23 protein-coding genes and 2 riboswitches are annotated in these 25,997 nt (G+C 75.7%); of the genes, 3 read left to right on the top strand and 20 right to left on the bottom strand.

Going from position 1 to position 25,997, the window contains the following annotated elements:
- Positions 1-67: 67 nt before the first annotated feature.
- The gene (locus tag ABEA81_RS34030) at positions 68-787 is read left to right on the top strand and encodes a DUF998 domain-containing protein (protein ID WP_345610911.1); all 720 of its coding nucleotides are present in this window, start codon (positions 68-70) and stop codon (positions 785-787) included.
- A gap of 129 nt (positions 788-916) precedes the next feature.
- On the opposite strand, the gene cobT is transcribed toward ABEA81_RS34030, so the two are convergent.
- The 9 genes from cobT to ABEA81_RS33985 all read right to left on the bottom strand — a co-directional run bounded on the left by cobT (position 917) and on the right by ABEA81_RS33985 (position 12,064).
- The gene (gene cobT, locus ABEA81_RS34025; protein WP_345610909.1) at positions 917-2,638 is read right to left on the bottom strand and encodes a nicotinate-nucleotide--dimethylbenzimidazole phosphoribosyltransferase; all 1,722 of its coding nucleotides are present in this window, start codon (positions 2,636-2,638) and stop codon (positions 917-919) included.
- The gene (gene cobI, locus ABEA81_RS34020) at positions 2,625-3,362 is read right to left on the bottom strand and encodes a precorrin-2 C(20)-methyltransferase (protein ID WP_345610908.1); all 738 of its coding nucleotides are present in this window, start codon (positions 3,360-3,362) and stop codon (positions 2,625-2,627) included. The genes cobT and cobI overlap by 14 nt, the downstream gene beginning before the upstream one ends.
- Positions 3,359-7,054: a cobaltochelatase subunit CobN gene (cobN, locus tag ABEA81_RS34015; protein WP_345610907.1), complete on the bottom strand. Its 3,696-nt coding sequence runs from the start codon at positions 7,052-7,054 to the stop codon at positions 3,359-3,361. The genes cobI and cobN overlap by 4 nt, the downstream gene beginning before the upstream one ends.
- Positions 7,055-7,088: 34 nt before the next feature.
- A riboswitch (cobalamin riboswitch) is annotated at positions 7,089-7,203 on the bottom strand.
- A 59-nt stretch (positions 7,204-7,262) separates the two neighbouring features.
- Entirely contained in the window at positions 7,263-7,517 is a 255-nt protein-coding gene (locus tag ABEA81_RS34010) for a hypothetical protein (RefSeq protein WP_345610905.1), read from the bottom strand.
- A gap of 160 nt (positions 7,518-7,677) precedes the next feature.
- Positions 7,678-8,244, bottom strand: coding sequence for a cyclodeaminase/cyclohydrolase family protein (locus ABEA81_RS34005; RefSeq protein WP_345610904.1), 567 nt, complete (start codon positions 8,242-8,244; stop codon positions 7,678-7,680).
- 6 nt (positions 8,245-8,250) lie between these two features.
- Positions 8,251-9,480: a uroporphyrinogen-III C-methyltransferase gene (gene cobA, locus ABEA81_RS34000; RefSeq protein WP_345610983.1), complete on the bottom strand. Its 1,230-nt coding sequence runs from the start codon at positions 9,478-9,480 to the stop codon at positions 8,251-8,253.
- Complete coding sequence (locus tag ABEA81_RS33995; RefSeq protein ID WP_345610903.1) at positions 9,480-10,373, bottom strand: sirohydrochlorin chelatase; 894 nt, start codon at positions 10,371-10,373, stop codon at positions 9,480-9,482. The genes cobA and ABEA81_RS33995 overlap by 1 nt, the downstream gene beginning before the upstream one ends.
- Complete coding sequence (locus ABEA81_RS33990; protein ID WP_345610901.1) at positions 10,370-10,966, bottom strand: precorrin-8X methylmutase; 597 nt, start codon at positions 10,964-10,966, stop codon at positions 10,370-10,372. Before ABEA81_RS33990 ends, ABEA81_RS33995 begins: the two co-directional genes overlap by 4 nt.
- 80 nt (positions 10,967-11,046) lie before the next feature.
- Positions 11,047-11,103: riboswitch (cobalamin riboswitch) on the bottom strand.
- 16 nt (positions 11,104-11,119) lie between these two features.
- Entirely contained in the window at positions 11,120-12,064 is a 945-nt protein-coding gene (locus tag ABEA81_RS33985; RefSeq protein WP_345610899.1) for a LysR family transcriptional regulator, read from the bottom strand.
- Between the two features lie 120 nt (positions 12,065-12,184).
- Between ABEA81_RS33985 and ABEA81_RS33980 the strand changes: the two genes are divergently transcribed.
- Positions 12,185-13,378, top strand: coding sequence for an MFS transporter (locus ABEA81_RS33980; protein WP_345610898.1), 1,194 nt, complete (start codon positions 12,185-12,187; stop codon positions 13,376-13,378).
- Positions 13,379-13,457: 79 nt separating this feature from the next.
- On the opposite strand, the gene ABEA81_RS33975 is transcribed toward ABEA81_RS33980, so the two are convergent.
- The 8 genes from ABEA81_RS33975 to ABEA81_RS33940 all read right to left on the bottom strand — a co-directional run bounded on the left by ABEA81_RS33975 (position 13,458) and on the right by ABEA81_RS33940 (position 21,493).
- On the bottom strand, positions 13,458-13,838 hold the full coding sequence (locus tag ABEA81_RS33975; RefSeq protein WP_345610896.1) for a type II toxin-antitoxin system death-on-curing family toxin: 381 nt from the start codon (positions 13,836-13,838) through the stop codon (positions 13,458-13,460).
- Positions 13,835-14,041, bottom strand: a complete 207-nt coding sequence (locus ABEA81_RS33970) for a hypothetical protein (RefSeq protein ID WP_345610895.1) — start codon at positions 14,039-14,041, stop codon at positions 13,835-13,837. Before ABEA81_RS33970 ends, ABEA81_RS33975 begins: the two co-directional genes overlap by 4 nt.
- A gap of 27 nt (positions 14,042-14,068) precedes the next feature.
- Positions 14,069-15,772 carry a precorrin-3B C(17)-methyltransferase gene (gene cobJ, locus ABEA81_RS33965; RefSeq protein ID WP_345610894.1) on the bottom strand — a complete coding sequence of 568 codons (1,704 nt, stop codon included), beginning with the start codon at positions 15,770-15,772 and terminating at the stop codon, positions 14,069-14,071.
- On the bottom strand, positions 15,769-16,938 hold the full coding sequence (cbiE, locus tag ABEA81_RS33960; RefSeq protein ID WP_345610892.1) for a precorrin-6y C5,15-methyltransferase (decarboxylating) subunit CbiE: 1,170 nt from the start codon (positions 16,936-16,938) through the stop codon (positions 15,769-15,771). Before cbiE ends, cobJ begins: the two co-directional genes overlap by 4 nt.
- Positions 16,939-17,024: 86 nt before the next feature.
- Positions 17,025-17,849, bottom strand: a complete 825-nt coding sequence (cobM, locus tag ABEA81_RS33955) for a precorrin-4 C(11)-methyltransferase (protein WP_345610889.1) — start codon at positions 17,847-17,849, stop codon at positions 17,025-17,027.
- A gap of 167 nt (positions 17,850-18,016) precedes the next feature.
- A complete protein-coding gene (locus ABEA81_RS33950; protein ID WP_345610888.1) occupies positions 18,017-19,051 on the bottom strand; it encodes a patatin-like phospholipase family protein in 1,035 nt (344 codons plus the stop codon).
- 74 nt (positions 19,052-19,125) lie between these two features.
- Positions 19,126-20,493, bottom strand: a complete 1,368-nt coding sequence (locus ABEA81_RS33945; RefSeq protein ID WP_345610886.1) for a cobyrinate a,c-diamide synthase — start codon at positions 20,491-20,493, stop codon at positions 19,126-19,128.
- Positions 20,494-20,521: 28 nt separating this feature from the next.
- Positions 20,522-21,493 carry an aldo/keto reductase gene (locus ABEA81_RS33940; protein WP_345610885.1) on the bottom strand — a complete coding sequence of 324 codons (972 nt, stop codon included), beginning with the start codon at positions 21,491-21,493 and terminating at the stop codon, positions 20,522-20,524.
- A gap of 65 nt (positions 21,494-21,558) precedes the next feature.
- On the opposite strand from ABEA81_RS33940, the gene ABEA81_RS33935 reads away from it, so the two are divergent.
- Positions 21,559-21,834 (top strand): GNAT family N-acetyltransferase, encoded by a 276-nt coding sequence (locus ABEA81_RS33935; protein ID WP_345610884.1) that lies wholly within the window; start codon positions 21,559-21,561, stop codon positions 21,832-21,834.
- Position 21,835: 1 nt separating this feature from the next.
- Here the strand turns inward: ABEA81_RS33935 and cobO are convergent, their stop codons facing one another.
- From cobO to ABEA81_RS33920, 3 genes are read right to left on the bottom strand one after another with little or no spacing between them, the layout of a single operon-like run.
- Positions 21,836-22,450 (bottom strand): cob(I)yrinic acid a,c-diamide adenosyltransferase, encoded by a 615-nt coding sequence (gene cobO / locus ABEA81_RS33930; protein WP_345610882.1) that lies wholly within the window; start codon positions 22,448-22,450, stop codon positions 21,836-21,838.
- 28 nt (positions 22,451-22,478) lie between these two features.
- Positions 22,479-24,464, bottom strand: coding sequence for a putative cobaltochelatase (locus tag ABEA81_RS33925; protein WP_345610881.1), 1,986 nt, complete (start codon positions 24,462-24,464; stop codon positions 22,479-22,481).
- Positions 24,461-25,978, bottom strand: coding sequence for a cobyric acid synthase (locus ABEA81_RS33920; protein WP_345610880.1), 1,518 nt, complete (start codon positions 25,976-25,978; stop codon positions 24,461-24,463). The genes ABEA81_RS33925 and ABEA81_RS33920 overlap by 4 nt, the downstream gene beginning before the upstream one ends.
- Positions 25,979-25,997 lie beyond the last annotated feature (19 nt).

The following is a 25,997-nucleotide window of genomic DNA, read 5'->3' as shown; positions in this document are numbered from 1 at the left end:
AACAGATCACCCGGCTCGCCGCGTTCCTTGATCGCGGGCAGGGCGACGGGGGGCGATCATGGAGGGCGTGCAGCGATCGGGCCGGTGGGGTGTGGCGCCGCTGGTCTTCGCGGTGATCGCGATCCTCGCACTGGCCCGCTCGACCGTCATCATGATCTACCTCGGGTTCACCCACTTCCACGAGGTCAACCCGGTCTCGGTGCCGCTCAGCTACTACGCCTTCGTCGAGGGCGGCGAGCAGCTGTTCTTCTCCGCCGCGGTGGCGCTCGCCGTCGGGACCCTCGCCGTGCTGGCCGGGCTGGCCAGGTCGGGCGTCCGGATGGCGGGCCGGCCCACCGTGCTGCTCGCGGTGTGGGCGCTCTGCCTCGTGCTCGCCGCGGTCTTCCCGGCCGACGACGGTCCGCGGATCCTGACCTTCGCCGGCTGGGTGCACCAGTTCGCGGGTGCCGGCATCCTCGCGCTGCTGTCGTTCGCCGGCGTCGCGGCCGGGGTCCGGCTCGCCGAGAAGCCGGAGTGGGCGCCCGTCGTCTCCACGGTCCGCACGCTCTCGATCGCCGCCGCCGTGCTGGCCGCGGCCTACGTCTGCAGCCGGCTGGACGACGTCGTGCCGGGCATCTACGGCCCCGTCGACGTGGGCGGCGTCCTCCAGCGGATGGTGCTCGGGTTCCACGTCGCCGTGGTGGCGGCCCTGGCGGTGCAGCTCGTGCGCGTGTCGTGGCCCGCCGTGTGGCGCCGCGCCGCGGTGACGCCACCGCCGGCAGCGCCCACCGTCGTCCCCCGCTCCTGACCCGCGGCGACCATCTCCCCCGATCGGCGATTCGATCGAGTTCCGCGAGACCGGCCTCCGGTGGTGCCCGCCTGGGCAGGCCTGGCCGACCCTGTCAGCCCGGCCTCCGCGGCTCCGGCGGCCGCGGCGTCAGCCGGACTTGTCGGTGACGCCCGCGGCGTCGAAGGTGGCGACGTCCTGGAGGGCCTGGGCGGCGCTCTGCAGGAGCGGGAGGGCCAGCAGTGCGCCGGTGCCCTCGCCGAGGCGCATGCCGAGGTCGAGCAGCGGGTCGAGGTGCAGGTGCGCGAGGGCGCGGGTGTGCCCCGGCTCGGCGGAGCGGTGCCCGGCCACCCAGTACGCCCGCGCGTCCGGGGCGAGGGCGGCCGCGGCGAGGGCGGCGGCGCCTGCGTTCACACCGTCGAGCAGCACCGGCACGCGCAGGGCCGCGCCGGCGAGCAGGAACCCGGCCAGCGCCGCGTGCTCCAGCCCGCCGACCGCGGCGAGCACGCCGAGCGGGTCGGCGCGGTCCGGCCGGTGCCGGGCCAGCGCCGTCGCCACCACGGACGTCTTGCGGGCGAGCGTCTCGTCGTCGATACCGGTGCCGCGGCCGGTGACCTCGCCGGCGTCGGCGCCGGTGAAAGCGCTGATCAGGGCCGCGGCGGCGGTGGTGTTGGCGATGCCCATGTCGCCGGTGACGAGGCAGCGGTTCCCGGCGGCGACGAGGTCCCGCGCCGTCTCGATCCCCACCTCGACCGCGGCACGGGCCTGCTCGCGCGTGAGCGCGGGGCCGGCGGCGAGGTCGGCGGTGCTGTCGGCGATGCGGCGCGGGAGCAGGCCCGGCGCCGGGTCCAGCGGCGCGGCCACGCCGACGTCCACCACGCAGACCTCGGCGCCGAGCCGCCGGGCGAAGGCGTTCACGACCGCTCCCCCGGCGAGGAAGTTCGCCACCATCTGCGCCGTGACCTCCTGCGGCCACGGCGTCACGCCCTGCGCGTGCACGCCGTGGTCGCCGGCGAACACGGCCACCGCCGCGGGCTCGGGCACCGGCGGCGGGCAGGTCCCGGTGATCCCGGCGAGCGTCACGGCGACGTCCTCGACCCTGCCGAGCGCGCCGCGCGGCTTCGTCATGCGGTCGAGGCGCTCGACGGCGGCGGCGCGCGCGGCGGCATCCGGGGGCGTGATCGCGGCGACGGTCTCGGCGAGCAGGTCCATCGGTTCCTCCCCGGGCAGGCCGCGGCGTCCGTAGGTGTCGTGGTGGACGGCCCAGCGCAGCGGGCGACGGCGCGCCCAGCCCGCGGTGGCCAGCTCCGGCTCGTCCGGGAACTCGTCGACGTGGCCGACGCAGAGGTAGGCGACCAGCTCCAGGTGGGGCGGCAGGCCCAGCAGCGCGGCGAGCGCCCGCTCGGCGCCGAAGCTGACCCAGCCGACGCCGAGGCCCTCCGCCCGGGCGGCCAGCCAGAGGTTCTGCACGGCGCCCACCACCGAGTACGGCGCCGTCCGCGGCTGGGTGTAGCGGCCGAGGACGTGCCGGCCGCCGCGCGTGGCGTCGCACGTCACGGCGATGTTCAGCGGTGTCTCGAGGATCGCCTCGACCTTCACGTCGCGGAACGCGGCCGCCCGTGCGGCAGGCAGCGATCCGGCGTAGGCCGCGCGGGCCGCGGTGACGTGCGCGTGCACCCGCTCGCGGACCGCGCGGTCGCGCAGCACGAGGAAGTCCCACGGCTGCGAGAACCCGACCGACGGCGCCGCGTGGGCGGCCTCCAGGACCCGGGTGAGCAGGGCGTCGTCGACGGGGTCGGGACGGAACCCGGACCGGATGTCCCGGCGGGAGTGCACGACCTCGTAGAACGGTCGTGGGTCAGCGCAGGCCATGGCCGCGACCGGTGCGCTTCGGCGGGACGATCAGCGTGGCGAGGTAGGGGCCCTGCTGGGCCGGGTCCAGGTCGGCGGCGGGACGGATGTCCTCCTCGGGCAGGCCGAGACCCGCGCCGTACACGGCCTCGTCGAGCCGCCCGGTCGCGCGGAGCGCGGCGAGCGTCTCGGGCAGCATCCGGCCGAACTTGTACGCGGCCACGGCGTCGCCGCGTTCGAGCGCCTCACGGAACCGCTGCGGGCCGGCCGTCATGGGGAACAGGGCGAGCGGCTCCCGGCCCTCCACGAGAGGCGTCCCGGATCGGGCGGCGAGGTCCTGCATGGCCGTGATCCCGGGAACGAGCTGCACGTCCAGCTCGCCCAGCACCGCCCGGACGGACGCGGCCAGGTAGCTGAACGTCGAGTAGACGCAGGGATCGCCGATCGTCGCGAACACGGCGGTGCCGTCGGGACGCGCGGCGAACCAGGCGGCGACCTGCGCCGCCGCGGCGTCCCACGCCCGCTCGCGACGCTCGGTGTGCTCCCGGTCGTGCAGCGCGAAGACCACGCGCTCCACCCGCCACGCCTCGGCGTAGTAGAGGACGGTCTGCTCGGCGCGCCCGGTCTCGCCCGAGTCGGCGACCGGCACGAAGACGACGTCGGCCTTGGCCAGCAGGTTCGCCGCCTTGACCGTGACGAGCTCCGGGTCGCCCGGCCCGACGCCCACTCCGACGAGTGTGTTCATTCCGAACCCTCCAGGTCGCCCTCGAGGTCGAGGTAGGTCTGGCGGAGCCGGTCGAGCACGGCGTCGTCGGGCTTGGCCCACATGCCGCGGTCGGCCGCCTCCAGGAGCCGCTCGGTGATCCCGCGCAGCGCCCACGGGTTGGACTGCTGCATGAACGCCCGGTTGGTCTCGTCGAACACGTAGCTCTCGGCGAGCTGCCCGTACATCCAGTCGTCGACGACACCGGCCGTGGCGTCGTAGCCGAACAGGTAGTCGACGGTGGCGGCCAGCTCGAAGGCCCCCTTGTACCCGTGGCGCTGCATCGCCGCGATCCACTTCGGGTTCACGACGCGGGCGCGGAAGACGCGCTTGGTCTCCTCGGCGAGCGTGCGCGTCCGGACCGCCTGCGGCACCGCGGAGTCGCCCACGTACGCCGCGGGCGAGCGGCCGGTGAGCGCACGGACCATCGCGACCATGCCGCCGTGGTACTGGAAGTAGTCGTCGGAGTCGACGATGTCGTGCTCGCGGGTGTCCTGGTTCTTCGCGGCGACCGCGATCCGCCGGAACGACTGCTCCATGTCGGCACGCGCCTCGCGCCCGTCGAGGCCACGGCCGTAGGCGTAGCCGCCCCAGACGGCGTAGACCTCGGCGAGGTCGGCGTCGCTTCGCCAGTTGCGGGCGTCGATCAGCGGGAGCAGGCCCGCCCCGTACGCGCCGGGCTTGGAGCCGAAGATCCGCGACGTGGCACGGCGGCGGTCGCCGTGCTCCGCGGTGTCCTCCTCCACGTGGGCTCGGAGGAAGTTGCGGTCCGCGGGCTCGTCCAGCTCGGCGACGGCCCGGATCGCGTCGTCGAGCAGGCCGATGACGTGCGGGAACGCGTCGCGGAAGAACCCGGAGATCCGGACGGTCACGTCGATGCGGGGCCGGCCCAGCTCGTCGAGCGGCACGATCTCGACGCCGGTGACGCGCCGCGACGCGTCGTCCCACACCGGGCGGCAGCCGATCAGCGCGAGGATCTCGGCGAGGTCGTCGCCCTGGGTGCGCATCGCGCTCGTGCCCCAGACGGTGAGCCCGACGCTGCTCGGGTACGACCCCGTGTCGGCGAGGTGGCGCGCGACGAGCGACTCCGCGAGGGCCGACCCGACCTCCCACGCGCTGCGCGACGGGATCGCCTTGGGGTCGACGGAGTAGAAGTTCCGCCCGGTCGGCAGCACGTTGACCAGTCCGCGTGTCGGCGAGCCGGACGGCCCGGCCGGGACGTACCCGCCGTCGAGGGCGTGCAGGACGGCGGCGATCTCGTCGGTGGTGCGCTCCAGCCGCGGCACGACCTCGCGGCAGCCGAAGCCGAGGACCGCCACGACGGAGGGGATCTCCTCCCCCAGCAGTTCGGCGCAGACCGCGGCGGGCTCGGCCCATCCGCGCTCCTGCAGGCGGGTGACGAGGGCCCGGGCGACGCCCTCGAGGACGTCGACGAGATCGGCCCCGGTGACGGCGGGGCCGGGGGCGACGGCGAGGAGGCGTGCCCCCTCCGGGGTGTCAGCAAAGTGGCTCTGCTGACGCCCAGCGTCAGGAAAGTGGCTTTGCTGACGTTCCCCGGGGGCCGCCAACAGGGCCTGCTCGTCCAGGCCCGCCCACGTCGCCAGTGCGGCGCGGAGGCCCGGGAGCGCCGCCTTGCCGCCCCACACCTGGCTCGCCCGCAGGATCGACAGCACCAGGTTCACCTGGGCCTCGCCCTCGGGCGGGCCGCCGAGGACGTGCAGGCCGTCGCGGATCTGGACGTCCTTGACCTCGCAGAGGTAGCCGTCGATGTGGAGGACGAAGTCGTCGAAGGAGTCCTCGCCGGGTGCGGCGTCGACGTGCAGGTCGTGGTGCAGCTGCGCCGCGGTGACGACCTCCCAGATCTGCGTGCGCAGTGCGGGCAGCTTCGCCGGGTCCATCGCCTGCACGGTGGCGTACTCGTCGAGCAGCTGCTCGAGCTTGGCCATCTCGCCGTAGGTGTCGGCGCGGGCCATCGGCGGCACCAGGTGGTCGACCACGACGGCGTGGCCGCGGCGCTTGGCCTGTGTGCCCTCGCCGGGGTCGTTGACGATAAACGGGTAGACCAGCGGCAGCTCGCCGAGCACCGCGTCCGGGCCGTCCTCGGCGGCCAGGCCGAGGCCCTTGCCGGGCAGCCACTCGAGGGTGCCGTGCTTGCCGAGGTGGATCACCGCGTCGGCGCCGAACTCCTCGTCCAGCCAGCGGTAGGCGGCGAGGTAGTGGTGCGAGGGTGGCAGGTCCGGATCGTGGTAGATCGCCACCGGGTTCTCGCCGAACCCGCGCGGCGGCTGGATCATCAGCACGACGTTGCCGAACTGCAGCGCCGCCAGCACGATCTCGTCCCCGTCCACGTACAGCGATCCCGGCGGCTCGCCCCAGTGCTCCCGCATGCCGTCGGTGAGAGCGGCCGGCCGGGCGTCGAACCAGCGGCGGTAGGCGGCGAGCGCGACCCGGGCCGGGGCGGCCGCCAGCTGCTCCTCCGTGAGCCACTCGACGTCGTGCCCGCCCGCGGCGATGAGCGAGTGGATCAGCTGGTCGGAGTCCTCCGGGAAGTCGCCGACCGCGTAGCCCGCGTCCCGCAGCGCCCTCAGCAGCACGACGGCCGACGCGGGCGTGTCCAGCCCGACGGCGTTGCCCACCCGGGAGTGCTTGGTCGGGTAGCTCGACAGCACCACGGCCAGCTTCCGGGAGGCCACCGGCGTGGCGTGCAGCCGGGCGTGCCGCACGGCGAGGCCGGCCAGCCGGGCGGCGCGCTCGGGGTCGGCGCGGTAGACCGGGATGTCGTCGCCCGGTTCGGTCTCCTTGAACGAGAACGGCACCGTGATCAGGCGGCCGTCGAACTCGGGGATCGCCACCTGCATCGCCGCGTCCATCGGGGAGAGCGCGGCATCGGACTCCGCCCAGGTGGCCCGCGAGGTCGTGAGGCACAGGCCTTGCAGGACGGGGACGTCGAGGGTCGCGAGCGCGCCCGCGTCCCACGAGTCCTCCTCGCCGCCCGCGCTCGCACCGGCCGCGATCGTGCCGCCCGCCGCCAGCACGGTGGCGACCAGCGCGTCGGCCTCGCCCAGCAGATCCATCAGCTCCGGCTGCGCCCCGCGCAGCGAGCCGCAGTACACGGGCAGCGCGTTCGCGCCCCGGGCCTCGATCGCGTCGCACAGCTCGTCGACGAACGCGCTGTTCCCCGAGAGCTCGTGGGCCCGGTAGAAGACGACGCCGACGGTCGGCTTCGCCGGGTCCTGCACGCGGGCGCCGTGCACGCCGAAATCGGGCATCGCGGCGGGCGGGTCGAACCCCTCGCCGGTGAGCAGCACGGTGTCGGACAGGAACCGGTGCAGCTCCCGCAGGTTCGCGGTGCCGCCCGCTGCGAGGTAGGCCAGTGCCTCGGACGCGACGCCGGCCGGCACGGTGGAGGCGGCCATCAGCTCCGCGTCCGGCGCGGCCTCCCCGCCCAGCAGCACGACCGGCAGCCCGGACGCCACCAGCGCGTCCACCCCCTCCGGCCACGCGCGGCGACCACCCAGCAGCCGCAGCACGACGACGGCGACCCCGTCGAGCAGGGCCGGCAGCCCTTCCGGTTCGATACGCGCCGGGTTCGCCGTCCGGTAGAGGGCCCCGGACCCCCGGGCGGCCAGCAGCTCGGTGTCGGCGGTGGAGAGCAGCAGCACGGGCTGCGTCATCGGCGTTCCTCCCGAGGGTCCGCGCCCTCTGCTCGGCGGAGTCGTGACGGCAGCGAGTGTCTGGCTCCCGGGGTGCTCCCCGGTGACAGTGGCGGGACCGCGCCGGACTCGCACCGGCTTCCTGCACTGCCGTCGCGGAGAACTGGAACACACGGTGGGTCCGGCGGTCAACGCGCCGTGAGGATGGCGACCCCGCCGGGTCGGGGGATCAGCCCCCTGGCCGGACGAGGTGGCCGCCGAAGCCGATGGGTTCGAGCTCGTCGCCGAGCCGGTTCTCGAACGCGTCGGCGATGCGGTCGGCGGTCCAGGTCCCGGTGAGCATCGTCCCGATGGCCGGGCGGTGGTCCTGCAGGAGCAGGCGGGCGAACCGGTGCACGAGCGCATCGGGCCCGTCCACCGAACGCGGGTGTGCACTCCCCGCGGCGTAGAGCCCGGGCAGCGCGTTCCCCGAGCCGTCGACCACGGGCGCCCGCGTCGGTGGCGATGCCGCCGTAGGTGAAGACGATGTCGGTGACGAGCGGGATCCCGACGAACGGCGGGGTCTCGATCGGCAGCGCCCAGTTCGACTTCGGCGGCGTCAAGCCCTCCGTGTGCCGGCCGTCGGGCCGGCTCGGGTCGAACGGTCAGTCGCGGTCTACCTGGTCGGCGAGGCCCCGGGCCGTCGCGGCGATCTCGCGGGCGCGGTCGCGCTCGGCGATTCCCTGCTCACCCTTGGCGTTGGCGGCGAGCAGCTCGGCCGCCGTCGCCGCCGCCGCCGCCGCGAGGTGCACGGCCGCGGCCGCGTCACCGCGCAGGTGCGGGTTGCCGTTCAGCACGAGATCGGCCGCGAGCCCGGCGACCTCGCCCGCCACGTCGGCGATCACCACGGGAACGGCGATCGTGTCGGCCCGGGCCCGCGCGACGGCCTCCGCGCGGCCGGGGTCGTCGCGGGGACGGCGCACGGCCGCCAGGAAGCCCCCGTACGCGGCGGCGTCGGCGTCGGCCAGGGGCGCCGCGACGGCGCGCAGCTCGTCGGCGCGCTCGGCCACCGCGCCATCGCCGAACCGGGCGGCCATCGCGGTGAGGCCGGCGGCCATCGCGGTGACCAGCGCGGCGACCCCGCCTCCCCCGGGCGCCGGCGTGCGGGCGGCGACCGAGTCGAGCAGGTCGCGGACGGTCAGGTCGAGCAGCGAGTCTGCAGGGTCGGCCACAGGGGATCAGGTACCACGCGTGGTCACCTCCCACTCGGCCAGGCCGGCCACCGGCCCCACCACGACCACGGCGGGCGGGTTGATCCCCTGCGCGCGCACCTCGTCCGCCACGGTGGCGAGGGTGGCGCGCAGCGAGCGCTGGATGCGCATCGTGCCGTCCTGCACCACGGCGACGGGCGTGTCGGCGGGGCGGCCGCCGTCGATCAGGGCCGTGGCGAACGCACCGATCCGCTCCACGGCCATGAGCAGCACGACCGTGCCGCGCAGCCGCGCGAGCGCGGGCCAGTCGACGAGGCTGCGCGGGTCGTCCGGCGCGACGTGCCCGGACACCACCACGATCTCGTGCGCGACGCCGCGGTGGCTCACCGGTACGTCGGCGACGGCCGGGGCGGCGAACGCGCTCGTCACACCGGGCACCACGGTGACGGCCACCCCCGCCTCGGCGCAGGCGAGGGCCTCCTCGAAGCCGCGGCCGAAGACGTAGGGGTCCCCGCCCTTGAGCCGCACCACGAACTTGCCCGCGCGGGCGTGCTCGACGAGCAGCTCGTTGATCCGGGCCTGGTTCATCGCGCGCCCGTACGGGATCTTGGACGCGTCGACGACCTCGACGTGCGGGGCGAGCGTGTCGAGCAGGTCGCGGGGGCCGAGCCGGTCGGTGACCACCACGTCGGCGCGCGACAGCAGCCGCCGCCCGCGCACCGTGATCAGCTCCGGGTCGCCCGGCCCACCGCCGACGAGCGCGACGCCCGGCCGCACCGGCTCCGCCGCGTCGTCGACGACCCCGGCGTGCAGGGCCTCGACCAGCGCGGTGCGCACCGCCGCCGAGCGGCGCGGGTTGCGCCCGGCGAGCACACCGACGGTGAGCGCACCGTGGCGCCCGACCGCCGGGGTGACCGCGCTGCCCCGCGGGGCGTCGTCGGCCCGCACGCAGAACACCCGCCGCTCCTGCGCCTCCGCGCCCACCTGCGCGTTCACCGCCGGGTCGTCGGTGCACGCGATGGCGTACCAGGCGCTGTCCAGGTCACCGGCGCGGTAGCCGCGTGCGGTCCAGCGCACCTCGCCCGCGGAGGCCATCGCCTCGACGGCCGGCGTGACCTCCGGCGCGACGACCTCGACATCGGCCCCCGCGGCGAGCAGGCCGCCCAGGCGGCGTTGCGCGACGCCGCCCCCGCCCACCACGACGACGCGGCGGCCGGTCAGGTCGAGCCCGACGAGATAGGGGTCCACGTGCGCCATCATCCCGCGACGACGTGTCCGTGCCCGTGACCGTGCCCGTGGGAGGGGTCGTCCGGGTGGTGGTGCGGCGTCTGCGCGGCGCCGAGCTTGTCCTCGAAACCGGGGAGCAGCACGCGGTAGGCGCAGGTGTCGCAGTTCATCCTGATGTCGCCGTGCAGCGCCTCGTGGTAGCGCTCCAGCACCAGCTCCGCGAGCTCGGGGCAGTCGCCGATGTGCCGGGCCACGCGCACGTCGACGTCCGGGTGCTGCGCGGCGAACGCGCGGGCCTGCTCGCCCACCCGGCGCGGCAGCACCCCGTCGAAGAGGAAGTAGGGAGCCACCACGACCCGCCGCGCCCCTAGCGCCCGGCAGCGGGCGAGCCCGCCCGGCACGTCCGGGCCGGTCAGCGACACGAAGGCGGGCTCGACGAACTCGTACCCGCGCCCCTCCTGCAGCAGCCGCGCGACCTTGCAGACCTCCGCGTTGGCGTCGGGGTCGGTGGAACCGCGGCCGACGAGCAGGACGGCCGTGTCCTCGGCCGGGGCGACCTCGGCGACCCGCGCGGCCACGACCTGCTGCAGGAGCGGGTGCGGCCCGAGCGGGCGGCCGAAGACGTACGCGGTGGCCGGGTCGCGCACGACCTCCCGCTGCAGGGCCGCCGGGATGTCGCCCTTCGCGTGGCCCGCAGCGACCAGCACCATCGGCACGGCCGCCATCGTCGTGCCCCCGCGCTCGGCCAGCTCCGTCCAGGCCTCGTGGACGGTGGGCGCCGACAGCTCGATGAACCCGCCCGCCACGTCCACCCCGCCGTCCGTGGCGAGCAGCCCGCGCATCCGGCCGGTGAACGCGACGAACTCCTCGACCCCGGTGGCGTCGACCGTGCCGTGGCCGACGAGGAGCAGCGGCGCTCTCACCGGGCCTCCCCGGCGTAGAGGAGCGCGTTGACGGCGGCGGCAGCCACGGCGGCCCCGCCCCGCTCGCTGCGGTTGCTGACGGCCGGCAGCCCGGACGCCCGCAGCGCGCCCTTCGCCGCCACCGCCCCCACGAACCCGACCGGCAGGCCGACCACGAGTGCCGTGCGCACCAGGCCGGCCGCCGCGCAGCGCACGAGCTCGGCCAGCGCCGTCGGCGCGTTCCCGATCGCCCACACCGCCCCGTCCGGGTGCCGCGCGACGGCGGCGCGGACGCCCGCCGCGGACCGGGTCAGCCCGGGCTCCGCGTCCCGGGCGAGGTCGAGCGCGACCACCGCGGGCCGCGCGGTGACCCCGGCGGCCACCATCCGGACGTCGGTGACCAGCGGCGCCCCGGCGAGCAACGCCTCGCGGCCCGCGCGCAGGGCGTCCTCCGCGGCGACCAGGTCCCCTGCCCACGTCGTGTCGGCGCTCGTGTGCACCACGCGCTCGACGACCGCGCGGGTGAGCGGGGGCAGGTCGGAGGTGTCGAGCCTGGTGCGCAGGATCGCGTAGGACTCCTGCTCGATCGGATGCACGGCAGCGCGCGCGTTCACGGTGCTCCTCCCCGGGTGTCCACGCCCGGACGGGGTCGGTGGTGGGCGCTGCGCGAGGTCTGGCTTCCTGCGGGCCCGCAGGTGGCGGGCTCGCGGGTGACAGTGGCGGGACCGCCCCGGGTTCGCACCGGGTTCCCGCGCAGCCGGCCGAGCCTAACCCGGCGGACGCCCGGTTCCCCCGTCCCGTGCGCGATGTCGCATCGACCCGCCCTGCCCCGGCCCGGTCTCGGCCGGGATGCCGAGGACGTCGAGGAAGGCGGTCGTCGCCGGGGTGCGGCCGTCCCTGCTCCAGATGACGTGCTCGACCCGGGCCGGGGCGTCGACGACCTCGACCGTGGTGACGCCGGTCAGCTGCGGCGCGTAGGCGGACGGGAGCATGGCGACGCCGAGGCCCTGCTCGACCAGTCGGGCGATCAGGTCCGCGGTGGTCACCTCGAAGGCGACCTCCCGGGTGAGACCGGCGGCCGCGAAGGCCTCGTCGGACTCGAGGCGCCCGGCGGTTCCGGCCGGCAGGTCCACGAACACCTCGGAGGAGAGCCTGCGCAGGTCGACCGCCGGTTCCCCGGCGAGCGGGTGGCCGGGCGCGATCACGGCGACGTGGCGGTCGTGGGCGAGCTCCCGGGACTCGACCCCGCGGGGGCGCGCCGACGTCGGGAGCCCGAGGAAGGCCACATCGATCGATCCCTGCGAGACCTGCTCGACGAGCTCCTCGCTCCTGCTCTGGAGCAGACCGATACGCACCTGCGGGTAGCGCCCGCGGAACTCCCGCAGCGCGCCCGGGACATCGACCGCGGCGACGGTGGAGATCACACCCACGGCGAGCCGCCCGCGCACCTCGCCGACCGCAGCGGCGACCTCGGCGGCCGCGCGCTCCGCGGCGTCCAGGCACTGCCGGGCCGCGGGGAGGAACGCCGCACCCGCCGGTGTCAGCCGGACGCGGCGGCTGGTCCGCTCGAAGAGCCGCGCCCCGACCTCCCGCTCCAGGCGCGCGATCTGGTGGCTGAGCGCGGACTGGACGACCAGGCACCGCTGCGCGGCGCGGGTGAAGCTGCCGGTCTCCGCGACGGCGATGACGTAGCGCAGCTGCTGGAACTCCACCGGTCCATCTTCCAACGAGATCGATGGCATGACGAGCATGTGTTGGACTCATCGATCGTCGGCACGTGGAATGGCGACGGGATCCCGGGACCCGAACATGCGAAACGATCAGAGGACACGATGGAAACACTCGAGAAGCACCCGTGGTCGGGGGTCTCGGCGATCACCGCCAGCCTGTTCGTCTTCCTCACCACGGAACTGATGCCCGTCGGACTGCTCACCCCGCTGAGCTCGAGCCTGGGCACGACGCTGGGGGCGGCCGGGCTGATGGTCACCCTGTACGGCATCTCGGCCGGGCTGGGTGTGCCGTTCCTCGTGGCCTGGACCAGGCGCGTGGACCGCCGCGCGCTGCTGTGCACGCTGCTGGTGGTGCTGACGCTGGGGAACGTGGTCACCGCCGTATCCCCGAACTACCCGCTGGTCCTGGCCACGCGGCTCGTCATGGGGTTCGCCAGCGGCGTGTTCTGGGCCATCGGCGTGAGCATGGCGATGCGCATCGTCCCGGAACGCCACGCGGGCCGCGCGGCCGCGGTCGTCATGTCGGGCATCTCGATCGCCACGGTCGTGGGCATACCCCTGGGAACGGTCCTGGAGAGCCTCACCAGCTGGCGGACGACCTTCCTCATCTGGGCCGGCCTCGGCGTGCTGGTGCTCATCGCGGTCGCCGCCGCGGTCCCGTCCCTGCCGTCGGGAAGCGCGGTCCCGGTGCGGGACGTCTTCCGGCTGCCGCTGGCCAACACGCGACTGCGCCTGGTGCTGGTCGTCGTCGTGCTGTTCGTGCTCGGCCACTTCGGCGCGTACACGTTCGTGCGCCCCGTCCTGGAGAGCGGCGCGTCCGCGACGCCCGCCTTCATCACCGCGGCCCTGATGGTCTTCGGCGCCGGAGGCGCGATCGGGAACTGGGTGGCCGGGTTCACGGTGGCCAGGAACCCGAGGGCCGGCTTCCTCGTCGGCGGCGCCGGGCTCGTGGGGTCGTTGCTGGTGCTGCTCGTCATCGGTGCCGGGCAGGTCGGCGCGATCGTCCTGCTGGCCCTCTGGGGGATCTCCTTCGGCGTGGTGCAGCTGTGCCAGCTCAACATGACGCAGGCCGCGGCGCCCGACACCTTCGAGGCCGCCATGTCGCTGAACACGCTCGCGTACAACACGTCGATCGCGATCGCGGCGCTCATCGGCGGGTTGCTCGTCGACAACCTCGGCGTCCGGAGCGTCACCTGGTTCGGCGTGGCGCTCACGGCGACCTCGCTGCTCGTCGTCCTCACCACGCGCCGGAGGAACCCGGCCGGGACCGGTCTCGCCCCGGCCGCCGCCGGGTGAGATCAACCTCGGCGGTAGCCCCCGTCACCACCCGTCCCGCTCCACGCGGGACGGGTGGCGGCGTCGGGGCCGCACCCGATCAGCGTGCCGGCGACCAGGCCGCGAGCTGCGCCGCGATCTTCTCCAGGTCGTCGAGGGTGCCTGCGGCGACGGCCAGGACCAGGTCGACCACGTCGTCCTGGCCGGTGACGACCCGATGTCCGTTGATGCCGAGGAACACGGCGGTCGCCGCCCAGGCCAGCCGCCTGTTGCCGTCGACGAGTGCGTGGTTACGCGCGAGCGAGTGCAGCAACGCAGCGGCCTTCAGGTGCAGGCGCGGGTAGGCGTCGCTTCCGAAGACCGTGGCCCGCGGCCGGCCGAGCGCCGACTCGAGGAGCCCGATGTCACGCACGATCGCGTCACCCTCGACCGCCGCATCGACGATGCGCAGGAGATCGTCGAGCGAGAGGTAGCGGATCACGAATCGCCGAGACGGCGAAGCGCCTCCTGGTAGGTGGTGACGACGTACTGCAGCTCCTCGTCCACGAGCCGCGCGTTGCCCCGGCGAGCGACGTACTCCCGCAGCGCGGCTCGGGCCACCTCCTGCATCGAACGCGATTCGACCTCCGCCTGGGCGCGCAGGGCCTCGGTCTCCTCATCGGTGAGTCGCAGTGTCATCGCCATGGCTTCATGGTATCGCGCTGATACCACTCAGCTCCAGCGATAACCCCGCGGGGTCACCATCCGCCCCGCCACCATCCGCGTAGCCGACGACCCGACGACCACGGTCGTGAGCATGTCCACCTCGGCCGGGTCGAACTCGGACAGCGGCGCCGTCCACACCCGCTGGCCGGTCCGGCTCGCCTGCCGCACTGCGCCCACGGGCGTGGACGGCGGGCGGTGCGCGCGGAACGCGTCCAGTGCGGCGCCGAGCTGCCAGTGCCGGTCGCGGCTGCGCGGGTTGTAGAAGCAGGTGACGAGGTCGGCCTCCGCGGCCGCGGCGACCCGGCGCTCGATCACCGGCCACGGCGTGTGCAGGTCCGACAGCGAGATCAGCACGTGGTCGTGCCCGAGCGGCGCGCCGAGCAGCGCGGCGGCGGCGAGGGCGGCCGTGACACCCGGGACGCCGACGACCTCGATGTCGGCCCCGGCCTGCTGCAGCGCGGGGCTCGCCATCGCGTAGACACCCGCGTCCCCGGAGCCGATCAGCGCGACCGCGCGGCCCTTCGCGGCGAGCGCCACGGCGTCGGCGGCGCGCTGCTCCTCGTCACCCAGGCCGCTCGCGTGGACCTCCGTACCCGGGCGGAGCAGGTGGCGGACCTGCTCGACGTACTGGTCGAGCCCCACCACGACGGAGGCACGGCGCAGCTCGGCCTCGGCGCGGGGCGCGCGCAGGTCGGCGGCGCCCGGGCCGAGCCCGACGATCGCGAGCCGGCCACGGGGCCGGATCCGCGCGGCCGCGACCGTCACGTTCTCGCCCTTGATCTTCTCGACGACCAGCTCGACCGGCGCCCCGCCGCCCAGCTCGGCGGCCGCGTGCAGGGCGGCGGCCTCGGCGACGCTCGGGGTGCCGACCTCGGCCCGCACCACCTCGCTGGGGTTCGGCACGGCGACCGCCGCCAGCACTTCGGCCGGGTACGTCCGCAGCTCGGCGGGCGCGATGGCGGCGAGGATCCCGGCCTCGTCGGCCTTGAGATCGACGCTGGCGTACGCGCGCACCGCACGCAGGTCGAACCCGTGAGAGGTCTCGATGCGCCACAGCGTGTCGGCGACGGCAGCCGCAGACACTCCCCGCGCGGACCCGACCCCGACGACGAGGGTGCGCGGAACAACCCGGACGACGGAGTCCTCGCCGATGCGGTCGGTGACGACGATCCGAACGTCAGCATGGTGGCTTTGCTGCCGTGTTACGCCAGTATGGCCACCATGCTGGCGTTGCAGGACGGGCGGCAGCGGCATTCCCAGCGGGTTCTCCACCACCGCCGTGCCGTCCAGGAGGGCGCGGCCCGCCGCGGCCGCGTCGCCGTCCACCGCAGCGTCGAGGGCGGCGGCCAGCTCGTCCATGCCGGTACTGCCGGCGGCATCGGAAGCCGTGGTGACCACCGGCTGGGCGCCGAGCAGCGCGCCGACCCGTTCGGCGAGGGCGTTGGCCCCGCCCTCGTGCCCTCCGGTGAGCGCCACGGCGAAGCGGCGGGCCTCGTCGACGCAGACGACGCCGGGGTCGGAGCGCTTGTCGCGCAGTAGCGGAGCGACCAGCCGCACGGTGGCGCCGGTGGCCAGGAAGAACACCGCGCCGTCGAGGCGGGGCCACAGCGCGGGCAGCGCGTCGAGCGGGTGCACGTCCGCCTCGAGCGCGGGCGCCACCTCGGCGGCGGCGCGCCGCCCGGCGTCGGTGACGGCGAACAGGGCGATCATCGGCGGGTCCCCCACAGGATCGTGATCGGGTTGGTGGCCGCCAGCCGGACGCTCCCGTCGGGCAGGTCGGCGAACCGGGACGCCGCGAGCTGCACCCCGTCGACGGCCAGGCCTGCGGTGTGCAGCGCGGCGCGGGTGGGCGCGATCCGGTCCAGGGCCGCGAGCGCCACGACGACGCGCTCGGCACCGGTGGCGGCCGCGACCACCTCCGGCCCACCGCCGCCGACGAACACGGCGTCCGGGCGCGGGAGGCCGGCGTGCACGGCGGGCGCGTCCCCCGCCACGACGCGGACGTCCACGCCGTGGGCGGCGGCGTTGGCGGCGATCCGCGCGCCGTCGTCGGCCAGCCGCTCGGCGGCGAGCGCGGCGGCGCGCAGCCGGGCGCACTCGACCGCGACCGACCCGGATCCCGCGCCCACGTCCCACACGAGCGCGCCGGGGCGCGGCGCGAGCCGGGCCAGCACCAGCGCGCGGACCTCGGCCTTCGTGACCATGCCGGCGCGGTGCTCGAACGCGTCGTCCGGCAGCGCCCACCCGTCGCCGGGCGGGACGGGCTCGCCGCCCGCGTGCCAGCCCCGGCCGGGCACGGCGTCGGGGTCGCGCAGGCACAGCACGACGGTGAGCGGGTGCCAGTCGCGCGTCGCTGCCTCGGCGGCGGTCAGGGTCGTGAGCCGCTCGTCCGGACCACCGAGGTCCTCGGCGACGACGAGCGTGCGCGGCCAGCCCTCCAGCGCGGCGCCGATCTCCGCGGGCCCCGCCCCGGGCGCGGTGAGCACCGCGACGGCCGGCCGCGCGCGGCAGACGTTGACGGCGGGACCGAGCGCGCGCCCGTGCGCGCTGACGACGGCGACGTCGTCCCACGAGCGCCCCAGCCGGGCGAACAGGAGCTGGACGCTGGAGCGCGCCGGCAGCACGGCAGGCTCGTGCCCGCGTTCGCGCAGCAACCGGACGATCCCGAAGAAGCCGGGGTCGCCGCTGGCCAGCACCACGGCCCGCCGCCCGACGAGGACCTCCAGCCCCGCCTCGACGGGCCCGAGCACCACCCGCGAGGCCGCGGCTGGAACGGGAACGGCATCGAGGTGCCGAGCGGCCCCGAGGACCACGTCGGCGCAGGCGAGCGCGGCGTCGGCACCCGGGGGGAGGCCGCCGCCATCGACCCCGACCACGGTGACGCGCGCCCCGCTCCCCGACGAACGGCACTCTCGCCGTCCAGGTACCGACGGGAGTGCCGTTCGTCGGTCGGGGGCGGGGTTCACGGGGCCGGGCGGGACGCGGCGCGCGCGGCGCGCAGGGCCTGCCGGGCCGCCCTGTCCGGCTTGCGGAACGTGTGGAAATGCCCGGGGTGGTAGAGATGGCTTCTCGTCCCGCCCGCATCCAGCGCCGCGCCGACCAGGAACAGGGTGTGGCGCCAGAGCTTGTGCTGCTTGCAGACGTGCTCGACCTCGTCGAGCCGGCAGCGCAGGGTCAGCTCGTCGGGCCAGCTGGTGCGGTGCGCGATGACCACCGGGGTGTCGTCGGCGTAGCCGCCCGCGCGCAGCTCGGCGACCATCTGCGCCGAGCGCGCCGCGGAGAGGAAGATCGCCATCGTGGTCCCGTGCCGGGCGAACTCGCGCAGCTTCTCCCCCGGCGGCATCGGCGTCTTGCCGCCCTCCAGCCGCGTGAGCACCACCGACTGCGCGACCTCCGGGATGGTCAGCTCCCGGCCAGCGACCGCCGCAGCCGCCCCGAACGCCGACACGCCGGGCACGATCTCCACCTCGAGCCCGAGCTCCTCGGCCGCGTCGTACTGCTCCTGCACCGCGCCCCACAGCGACGGGTCGCCGGAGTGCACGCGCGCGACCTTCAGGCCGCCGGCGGCGGCCCTCCGGTAGAGCGCGAGTACGTCCTCGTGCGCGATCTGCGACGAGTCGACCAGCTCGGCGTCGGCCCGTGCGTGCTCCGTGACGGTCTCGGCCATCACGAGGCTCGCGGCCCAGATCACCACGTCGGCCTCGGCGATGCGCCGCGCACCGCGCAGCGTGATGAGGTCGGCCGCGCCCGGCCCGGCCCCCACGAACGACACCCTCCCGCGCTCCACGCCGGTCAGTCTGTGCCGCGGGACGGTGCGGAGTCCATCCGGGCGGGGCGGAGTGCGACCTTGCGCACTCCCCAAGCATCACGCCGGCCGCAGGGCTCGCAGCGCCGTACGAGCGGGCGCTGCGCCCGTTCGTGGAGCGCAACCCGGAACTCGCGACGTCCGCGCGCTCAGGCGGCCGTGCTGCGGCCGGCGTCCAGCGCGCCTGCCGACGTCGTCAGGGCGGTGTCGAGGACCTGGAGCCTGCGCCGCGGGTTCATCAGGTTGCCGCCCATGGCCCGCAGGTCGTCGGGCCCGGGGGTCAGCACGGTGACGCGCGTGCCCAGCGCGCGCACCGCCCGCACCTCGGCGTCCAGCCAGCGGGTGAGCAGGCGGCGCACCCGCCGCTCGACCACCGCGACCGGGTCGGTCGGGCGGTCGTAGTCGTAGCTGGCCATCGGCGCGAGGACGTACACCTCGTCCAGCACCGGCGCGCCGGGCCGGGCGAGCAGCGCGAGCGAGGTGGCCGAGGCGACGCCGCCGTCCACGTAGCGCCGGCCGCCGATCAGCTGCGGCGCGAACCAGCCCGGGATCGCGCACGACGCGAGCACCGCGTCGGCCACGGTCGCCGCGGGAGCCCCGGTGCGCCCGAACACCACGCGGCGCCCCGCGTCGTAGTCGACCGCCACCACCCACAGCGGCCTGCCGCCCACCCAGCCGCCCGCAGGCGCACCGCCACGCGCCTGGAGGACGTCCACCATCCGCACGAGCGAGGTCATCCGCCGCCGCCCCAGCGGCAGCAGGCCGGACGCCGCCACCACGGGGTTCATCCGGCACGGCGAGACGGCGGCGAGGGCCAGCAGCCGGGGCGAGCCGAGCCGCGGCAGCGGTACCGGGAGCCGCCCGTCGCCGGACTCCTGCTCGATCGTGCGCAGCTCCGGCAGCTCGTCCGGCCTGCGGTCGGGGGCGTCGGCGGGGTCGGCGCCGCGCTGGTGGGCGAGCAGCTCCGGTGCGTCCATGCCGCACCGCAGCGCCGCACCCAGCACCGCGCCGGCACTGGTGCCGAGCACGAGGTCGAGGTCGCCGAGTGGCCGGTCGAGGCGTTCTGCGAGGAGGGTGAGCACGCCGGCCGTCCAGGCCGACCCGAGCAGTCCACCTGCGCCGAGCACGAGGCCGACCCGGGGTGGGGGGCGGCGGCGGGAGCGAGGAGTGAGCGTGTTCTGCACGGCGACCTCCCCATCGAGCGTCGGTTACCGAACGGTAGCAAGCGGGTGTCCGGACCGCATCGACTGATCTGGGATCAGTGGGGCAACGCGGTGTCACGATGCACCGAGCGGCCGGAGGCGCGCCGGACGAAGCGCGTCACCGCGCCCGGTTCGGCGGCCGGGTGGGTGTGCAGGAACGACGCGTGCACGCCGCGGGCGACGAATCCCTCCGGCCCCGCCCCGCGCCATCCCCAGGCCGCGGAGTCGCCGGCCCGTGGGGTGACCGACCAGCGGTGGAACTCGTGCCCGGACACCCGCGCCCCGACCGGGTGCAGCACCGAGTCGGTGAGGGCGACGGCGTCCCGGTAGCCCAGGGTGAGCCGCTCGGCACGGGTCGCCGCGGCCGGCAGCGCCCCGCACATCGGGGTGCCGTCGAGCGTCTCGCACAGGTACAGCAGCCCACCGCACTCGGCGTGCACCGGCGCCCCGGAGGCCGCCAGCTCCCGCACCGCGGCCAGCAGCGGCGCGTTGGCCGCCAGCTGCGCGACGTGCTCCTCCGGGAAGCCGCCGGGCAGCACCAGCGCACCGGTGCCGGGCGGGAGGGCGGCGTCGCGCAGCGGGTCGACGACGACCGGCTCCGCACCCGCGGCGGCCAGCAGCTCGACGTGCTCGGCGTACCCGAACGTGAACGCAGGCCCGCCGAGCACGGCGACCACGGACCGCTCGGGCGGCTCATCGGCCCGGACGGCGTCCGCGGGCGACCACACCGGCCCGGCCGGCAGCGGCGCCGCCAGCGCGACCACGGCGTCCAGGTCGACGTGCGCAGCCACCAGCTCGGCCATCGCGTCGACGGCGCCGACGGCCGCGGCGCCGTGCTCGGCCGCCGTGACGAGCCCGAGGTGCCGGGACGGGACGGCGAGCGCGTCGCGGCGGGGGAGGGCGCCGAGCACCGGCAGGCCGGCCTCGTCGGCGGCGGCACGCAGCACCTCCTCGTGCCGCGCGCTCCCCACCCGGTTCAGCACGACCCCGCCGATCCGCAGGGCGGGGTCGAAGGAGCGGAACCCGTGCAGGAGCGCGGCCAGGCTGCGGGACAGCCCCCGGCAGTCGACCACCAGCAGCAGCGGGGCCCCGAGCAGCCCGGCCACCTCGGCGGTGGAGCCGGCCCCGTCGGGAATCCGCCCGTCGAACAGCCCCATCACGCCCTCGACAACGGCGATGTCCGCGCCGGCCGACCCGTGGCGGGCCAGCGGGGCGATCCGGTCGGCGCCGACGAGCACCGGGTCGAGGTTGCGGCCGGGCCGGCCCGCGGCGAGCGTGTGGTACCCGGGGTCGATGTAGTCCGGCCCGACCTTGAACGGCGCCACGGCCGTGCCGCGCCGCCGCAACGCGGCCATGAGCCCGGTGGCGACGGTGGTCTTGCCGCTGCCCGACGCGGGCGCGGCCACCACCACCGCCCGGGTCACTGCGCTGATGGCGAGCTCGCGAGCCCGCTCACGTGTGCCCGAGCACCGGGTGCGGCACGTACGGGGCCTCCAGCGCGGCGATCTCGGAGTCCGTGAGCTCCACGTCGACCGCGGCGACCGCGTCCTCGACGTGGCCGGGCTTGGTGGCCCCGACGATCGGCGCCGAGACCGCCTCCTTGTGCAGCATCCACGCGAGCGCGACCTGCGCGAGCGGCAGGCCGCGGGACTTGGCGACGTCGGCGACCGCCTGCACGACCGCGTCGTCGGACTCGGTGTACATGCGGTCGGCGATCGGGTCGCTCGACGAGCGGGTGGTGGTGCGCTCCTCCGGCAGCCGCGCGAGCCGGCCACGGGCCAGCGGGCTCCACGGGATCACGCCGACGCCCTGGTCGAGGCAGAGCGGGTGCATCTCCCGCTCCTCCTCGCGGTAGATCAGGTTGTAGTGGTCCTGCATCGCGACGAAGCGCGTCCAGCCGCCCAGGTCGGCCGTGTGCTGCGCCTTCGCGAACTGCCACGCGTACATGCTGGACGCGCCGATGTAGCGGGCCTTGCCCGCCCGCACGACGTCGTGCAGCGCCTCCATCGTCTCCTCGATCGGCGTGTTCGGGTCCCAGCGGTGGATCTGGTACAGGTCGACGTGGTCGGTGCCCAGCCGCTTCAGCGACCCGTCGATGCTCGCCATGATGTGCTTGCGCGACAGCCCACGGTCGTTGGGCCGGTCGCTCATCACGCCGTGCACCTTGGTGGCTAGCACGTAGTCGTCCCGGCGCGGGAAGAACTCGCCCAGCAGCGCGCCGGTGACCTCCTCGCTCACGCCGACCGAGTAGACGTCGGCGGTGTCGAAGAAGGTGACCCCGGCGTCCACGGCGCTGCGCACGAGCGGCCGGGAGGCGTCGATGTCGAGGACCCACTCCCGCCAGCTCGGCGAGCCGTAGCTCATCATGCCGAGACAGATCCGCGAGACCTGCAGGCCGGTCGAACCGAGTCGCGTGTACTCCATCCGCTCTGTCTACTCCTGCGGCGCAACCTCACGCGCGGAGGCCCGGGGCGGCTAGCGTGATCGCCATGGACGTCACGGATGCCCCCGACCAGCGCCGCTACGAGGCCCGCATCGACGGCGAGCTGGCCGGCATCGCCGAGTACCGCGCGTCGGAACGGATCGTGACGTTCATCCACACCGAGGTCATGCCCGGCTTCGAGGGCAAGGGGGTGGGCAGCGCGCTCGTGCGCGGGGCGCTGGACGACGTGCGCGCGCACGGCCGCAAGGTGCGTGCGGTGTGCCCGTTCGTGAAGGGGTACATCGAGAAGCACCCCGACGAGTACGGCGACCTCCTGGTCTGACTCACCACTCGATGCCCCGCTGGCCCTTCTGGCCCGCATCCATCGGGTGCTTGACCTTCGTGGTCTGCATGACGAGGTCGGCGGCCTCGATCAGCTCGGGCGCCGCGTCGCGGCCGGTGATCACGACGTGCTGGCGTCCCGGCCGGGCGGACAGCACCTCGACGACCTCGCGCACGTCCACCCAGCCCCACTTCACGGGGTAGGTGAACTCGTCGAGCACGTACAGGTCGTGCGCCTGCGCCTCGATGCGGCGGCGGATCTCCGCCCATCCCTCGGCGGCCGCGGCGGCGTGGTCGTCCTCGGAGCCCTTCTTGCGCGTCCAGGACCACCCCTCACCCATCTTGTGCCATTCGACGGGCCCGCCCTCGCCGGTCTGCTCGTGCACGCGGCCGAGCGCGCGGAACGCGGCCTCCTCGCCGACCTTCCACTTGGCCGACTTCACGAACTGGAACACCCCGATCGACCAGCCCTGGTTCCAGCCGCGCAGGGCCAGCCCGAACGCGGCGGTGGACTTGCCCTTCATCTCGCCGGTGTGCACGACGACCAGCGGCCGGTTGCGGCGCTGGCGGGTGGTGAGCCCGTCGTCGGGCACGGCCGTGACCTGCCCCTGTGGCATGTTCCCCTCCTCCGTCGGGCCGTGAGCCTCATGCGGCCCGGGCCACCCGGACGACGCCGGCCACCTGGTCGGCCGACAGGTCGGCGAGACCCATCGCCTCGCCGCCCGCCGCCGCGGCCACGCGCGCGGCGAGGCCCAGGCGGACGGGGCCGCTCTCGCAGTCGACCACGATCGTCGCCACCCCATCGGCGGCGAGCAGGCCAGCGGCCCGGCAGGCGTCGGCCACCGGATCGCCCCCGGGACGGGCCGCCACGGTGGCGCGGCCGTCGGTGAGCAGCACGAGCAGCGCGCGCCGCCGGGGGTCGCGCAGCCGCTCGACGCGCAGCACGGCCCGCGCCCGCAACAACCCGTCGGCCAGTGGAGTGCGGCCACCCGTGCGCAGCTGGCCGAGCCGGGCCTGGGCGGCGGGCACGCTCGACGTCGGCGGCAGCACCAGCTCGGCCCCGCCCGCCCGGAACGACACCAGCCCGACCTTGTCCCGGCGCTGGTAGGCGTCGCGGAGCAGCGAGAGCACCGCGCCGCTCACGGCCGCCATCCGCTGCCGGGCGGCCATCGAGCCGGAGGCGTCCACGGCGAAGAGCACGAGGTTGCCCTCCCGGCCCTCGCGCTCGGCGCTGCGCAGGTCGGCCGGGTGCAGGCGCAGGCCGGCGCCGGTACGACCGCGGCGGTTCTGGTGGGGGGCGGCCGCGGCGATCGTGGCCGGCAGGTGCAGGTCGGCCGCGCGCCGCGGGGCCGCGCCGGACGCACGGACCACCCTCCCGGTGTCGGTGCGGGCCCGGGACCGGCGGCCCGGCGCCCCCTCTCCGATCCCCGGTACCTGCAGGAGCCGGGCGCGGAACGGCGCCGACGCGGGCGGCGCGGCCCGGGCCCGGCCGTCGCCCGCCGGGCGGGGTGCGCCCCCGGGGTCGGAGTCCGAGCCGGACGCGGGGCCCTCCCCCGGGTCGGGGGCGCCCCCGCCGCCGGGTCCCCCGTCGTCCGGGCCGTCCGGTGGCTCCTCCTCGGCGGCCTCGCGCAGCGCATCGTCGAGCGCCTGCTCGTCCATGCCGGGCTCGTCGAACGGGTCGCGGCGGCGCCGGTGCGGCAGCGCGAGCCGGGCGCCGACGCGCACGTCCTCCTCGGCGACCGCATCGGCGCCGCGCCAGGCCGCATGGGCGACGGCGGCACGGGCTATGACGAGATCGGCGCGCATGCCGTCGACGTCGAAGGCGGCGCAGACGGCGGCGATGCGGCGCAGCTCGGCGTCCGGGAGCGCGACGGCGCCGACCCGGTCGCGGGCCTCGGCGATCCGGCGGGCCGTGGCGGTCTCCTCGTCCCGCCATGCGGCGGCGAAGCCGGCCGGGTCGGCCTCGAACGCGAGCCTGCGGCGCACGACCTCCACGCGGGTCTCGACGTCGCGCGCCGCCCGCACCTCGACGGTGAGCCCGAAGCGGTCGAGCAGCTGCGGGCGCAGCTCCCCCTCCTCCGGGTTCATGGTGCCGACCAGCAGGAACCGCGCGGCGTGCGAGACCGAGACCCCGTCGCGCTCCACGTGGGCGCGGCCCATGGCGGCGGCGTCGAGCAGCAGGTCCACGAGGTGGTCGTGCAGGAGGTTGACCTCGTCGACGTACAGCACGCCGCGGTGCGCGTCGGCGAGCAGGCCGGGCTGGTAGGCGCGGACGCCCTCGGACAGCGCGCGCTCCAGGTCCAGCGAGCCGACGAGCCGGTCCTCGGTGGCGCCCACCGGCAGCTCGACGAGCCGGGCCGGGCGGATCTCGGCCGCGGCGACGGCGGGGTGCGGCCCGTCCGGGCACGCCGGGTCGGGCGCGCCGGGGGCGCAGCCGAAGCGGCAGCCGGGCACCACGTCCAGCGCGGGCAGGAGCGCGGCGAGCGCGCGCACGGCCGTGGACTTCGCGGTGCCCTTCTCCCCGCGCACCAGCACCCCGCCGACGCCCGGGTGCACGGCGTTGAGCAGCAGCGCGAGGCGCAGGTCGGCGTGGCCCACGAGGGCGGAGAAGGGGAACTGCGGACCGCTCACGGCACCGAGCCTGCCAGACCGGTGGTCACGACCGGGAGGTCCGCGGCCGCACCGTGATTGATGACATGCTCAAGTGCGCGGATGTCGAGGTGCGTCTCCACGAGGTCCGCGAGCAGGTCGAGCTGGGCCGCCCGGTGCGCGGCGAAGGACGTGTCCGGGGCCGGGACGAACCCGGTCCGGCGCGCCCGGTCGGCGACCCGGCGCAGGAGCGCGCGGCGGAACCCGTCGTTCTCGAGCAGCCCGTGCCAATGGGTCCCGAGCACGACGCCGGTGTCCGATCCCTCGCCGTCGAGCAGGGGCGGGTCCCCGCTGCGCTCCACCCGGCCGTGGTGGATCTCGTAGCCCCGCACGGCCTCGCCCCACGCCGTCCCCGTCGGGTTGCCGAGGTGCTTGTCCAGGTCGAACGCGACCTCCAGGTCCAGGAGGCCGAGGCCCTCCGCGTCGCCGCCCTCCACGCGGTGCGGGTCGCGGATCAGCGTCCCGAGCATCTGGTAGCCCCCGCAGATCCCGAACACCGGGCGGCCCGCGGCCGCGTGGGCGACCACCGCGTCCGCGAGCCCGGTGCGGCGCAGCCAGCGGAGGTCGCTGACCGTGGCCTTCGAGCCGGGCAGCACGACCAGGTCGGCGTCCTCCAGCCGCGACGGCTCCGTCACGTACCGGACGGCGACGCCCGGCTCGGCGGCGAGCGCCTCGGCGTCGGTGGAGTTGGAGATGCGCGGCAACCGCACCACCGCCACCCGCAGCCACTGCGAGCCGCGCGGCGGCGCGGGCCGGCCGAGCACGCCGTCGGCCACCGCGGAGAGCGAGTCCTCCGCGTCCAGCCAGAGCCGCTCCTCCCACGGCAGCACCCCGAGGGTGGGCCGGCCGGTGAGCGCGGCGAGCTGGTCGAGCCCGGGCGCGAGGAGCGCGGGGTCCCCGCGGAACTTGTTCACGACGAACCCGGCGACGCGCGCCTGATCGGCCGGGTCGAGCACGGCGAGCGTGCCGAAGAGGTGGGCGAGCACGCCGCCGCGGTCGATGTCTCCGACGATCACGACCGGCAGGCGGGCGGCCTGCGCGAGGCCCATGTTCGCGATGTCGCTGCCCCGCAGGTTGATCTCCGCGGGCGAGCCGGCCCCCTCGCAGACCACCACGTCGAACCGGCGCCGCAGGTCGGCGAGGCTCGCGGTGACGACGTCGAGCAGCGCCGCCTTGCGCCCCTGGTAGGACCGGGCGCTGACCGTGCCGTCCACCCGGCCGCGCACGACGACCTGCGCGCTGCGGTCGCTGCCCGGCTTGAGCAGCACGGGGTTGAACGCGACGCTCGGCGCGAGCCCGCACGCGAGCGCCTGCACCGCCTGTGCGCGGCCGATCTCACCGCCGTCCGGCGTGACCACGGAGTTGTTCGACATGTTCTGCGCCTTGAACGGCGCCACCGACACACCACGGCGCGCGAGCAGCCGGCAGATCCCGGTGACCAGGGCGCTCTTGCCGGCGTCCGAGGTCGTACCCGCCACCAGCAGAGCACCGTGCATGTCGCCAGTATCGTCGGGG

The sequence above is a fragment of the Pseudonocardia adelaidensis genome, from assembly GCF_039543345.1.
GTDB lineage: Bacteria > Actinomycetota > Actinomycetes > Mycobacteriales > Pseudonocardiaceae > Pseudonocardia > Pseudonocardia adelaidensis.
Note: the sequence above shows the minus strand (reverse complement) of the source record. Positions and strands in the feature narration are given on the sequence as shown.

Excerpts from the sequence above, each read along its gene's own strand:
- cobT (WP_345610909.1), bottom strand. The coding sequence starts at position 2,638 with ATGGCCTGCGCTGACCCACGACCGTTCTACGAGGTCGTGCACTCCCGC.
- cobI (WP_345610908.1), bottom strand. The coding sequence starts at position 3,362 with ATGAACACACTCGTCGGAGTGGGCGTCGGGCCGGGCGACCCGGAGCTC.
- cobN (WP_345610907.1), bottom strand. The coding sequence starts at position 7,054 with ATGACGCAGCCCGTGCTGCTGCTCTCCACCGCCGACACCGAGCTGCTG.
- cobA (WP_345610983.1), bottom strand. The coding sequence starts at position 9,480 with ATGGCGCACGTGGACCCCTATCTCGTCGGGCTCGACCTGACCGGCCGC.
- ABEA81_RS33980 (WP_345610898.1), top strand. The coding sequence starts at position 12,185 with ATGGAAACACTCGAGAAGCACCCGTGGTCGGGGGTCTCGGCGATCACC.
- ABEA81_RS33970 (WP_345610895.1), bottom strand. The coding sequence starts at position 14,041 with ATGGCGATGACACTGCGACTCACCGATGAGGAGACCGAGGCCCTGCGC.
- cobJ (WP_345610894.1), bottom strand. The coding sequence starts at position 15,772 with ATGATCGCCCTGTTCGCCGTCACCGACGCCGGGCGGCGCGCCGCCGCC.
- ABEA81_RS33940 (WP_345610885.1), bottom strand. The coding sequence starts at position 21,493 with ATGGAGTACACGCGACTCGGTTCGACCGGCCTGCAGGTCTCGCGGATC.
- ABEA81_RS33935 (WP_345610884.1), top strand. The coding sequence starts at position 21,559 with ATGGACGTCACGGATGCCCCCGACCAGCGCCGCTACGAGGCCCGCATC.
- cobO (WP_345610882.1), bottom strand. The coding sequence starts at position 22,450 with ATGCCACAGGGGCAGGTCACGGCCGTGCCCGACGACGGGCTCACCACC.
- ABEA81_RS33920 (WP_345610880.1), bottom strand. The coding sequence starts at position 25,978 with ATGCACGGTGCTCTGCTGGTGGCGGGTACGACCTCGGACGCCGGCAAG.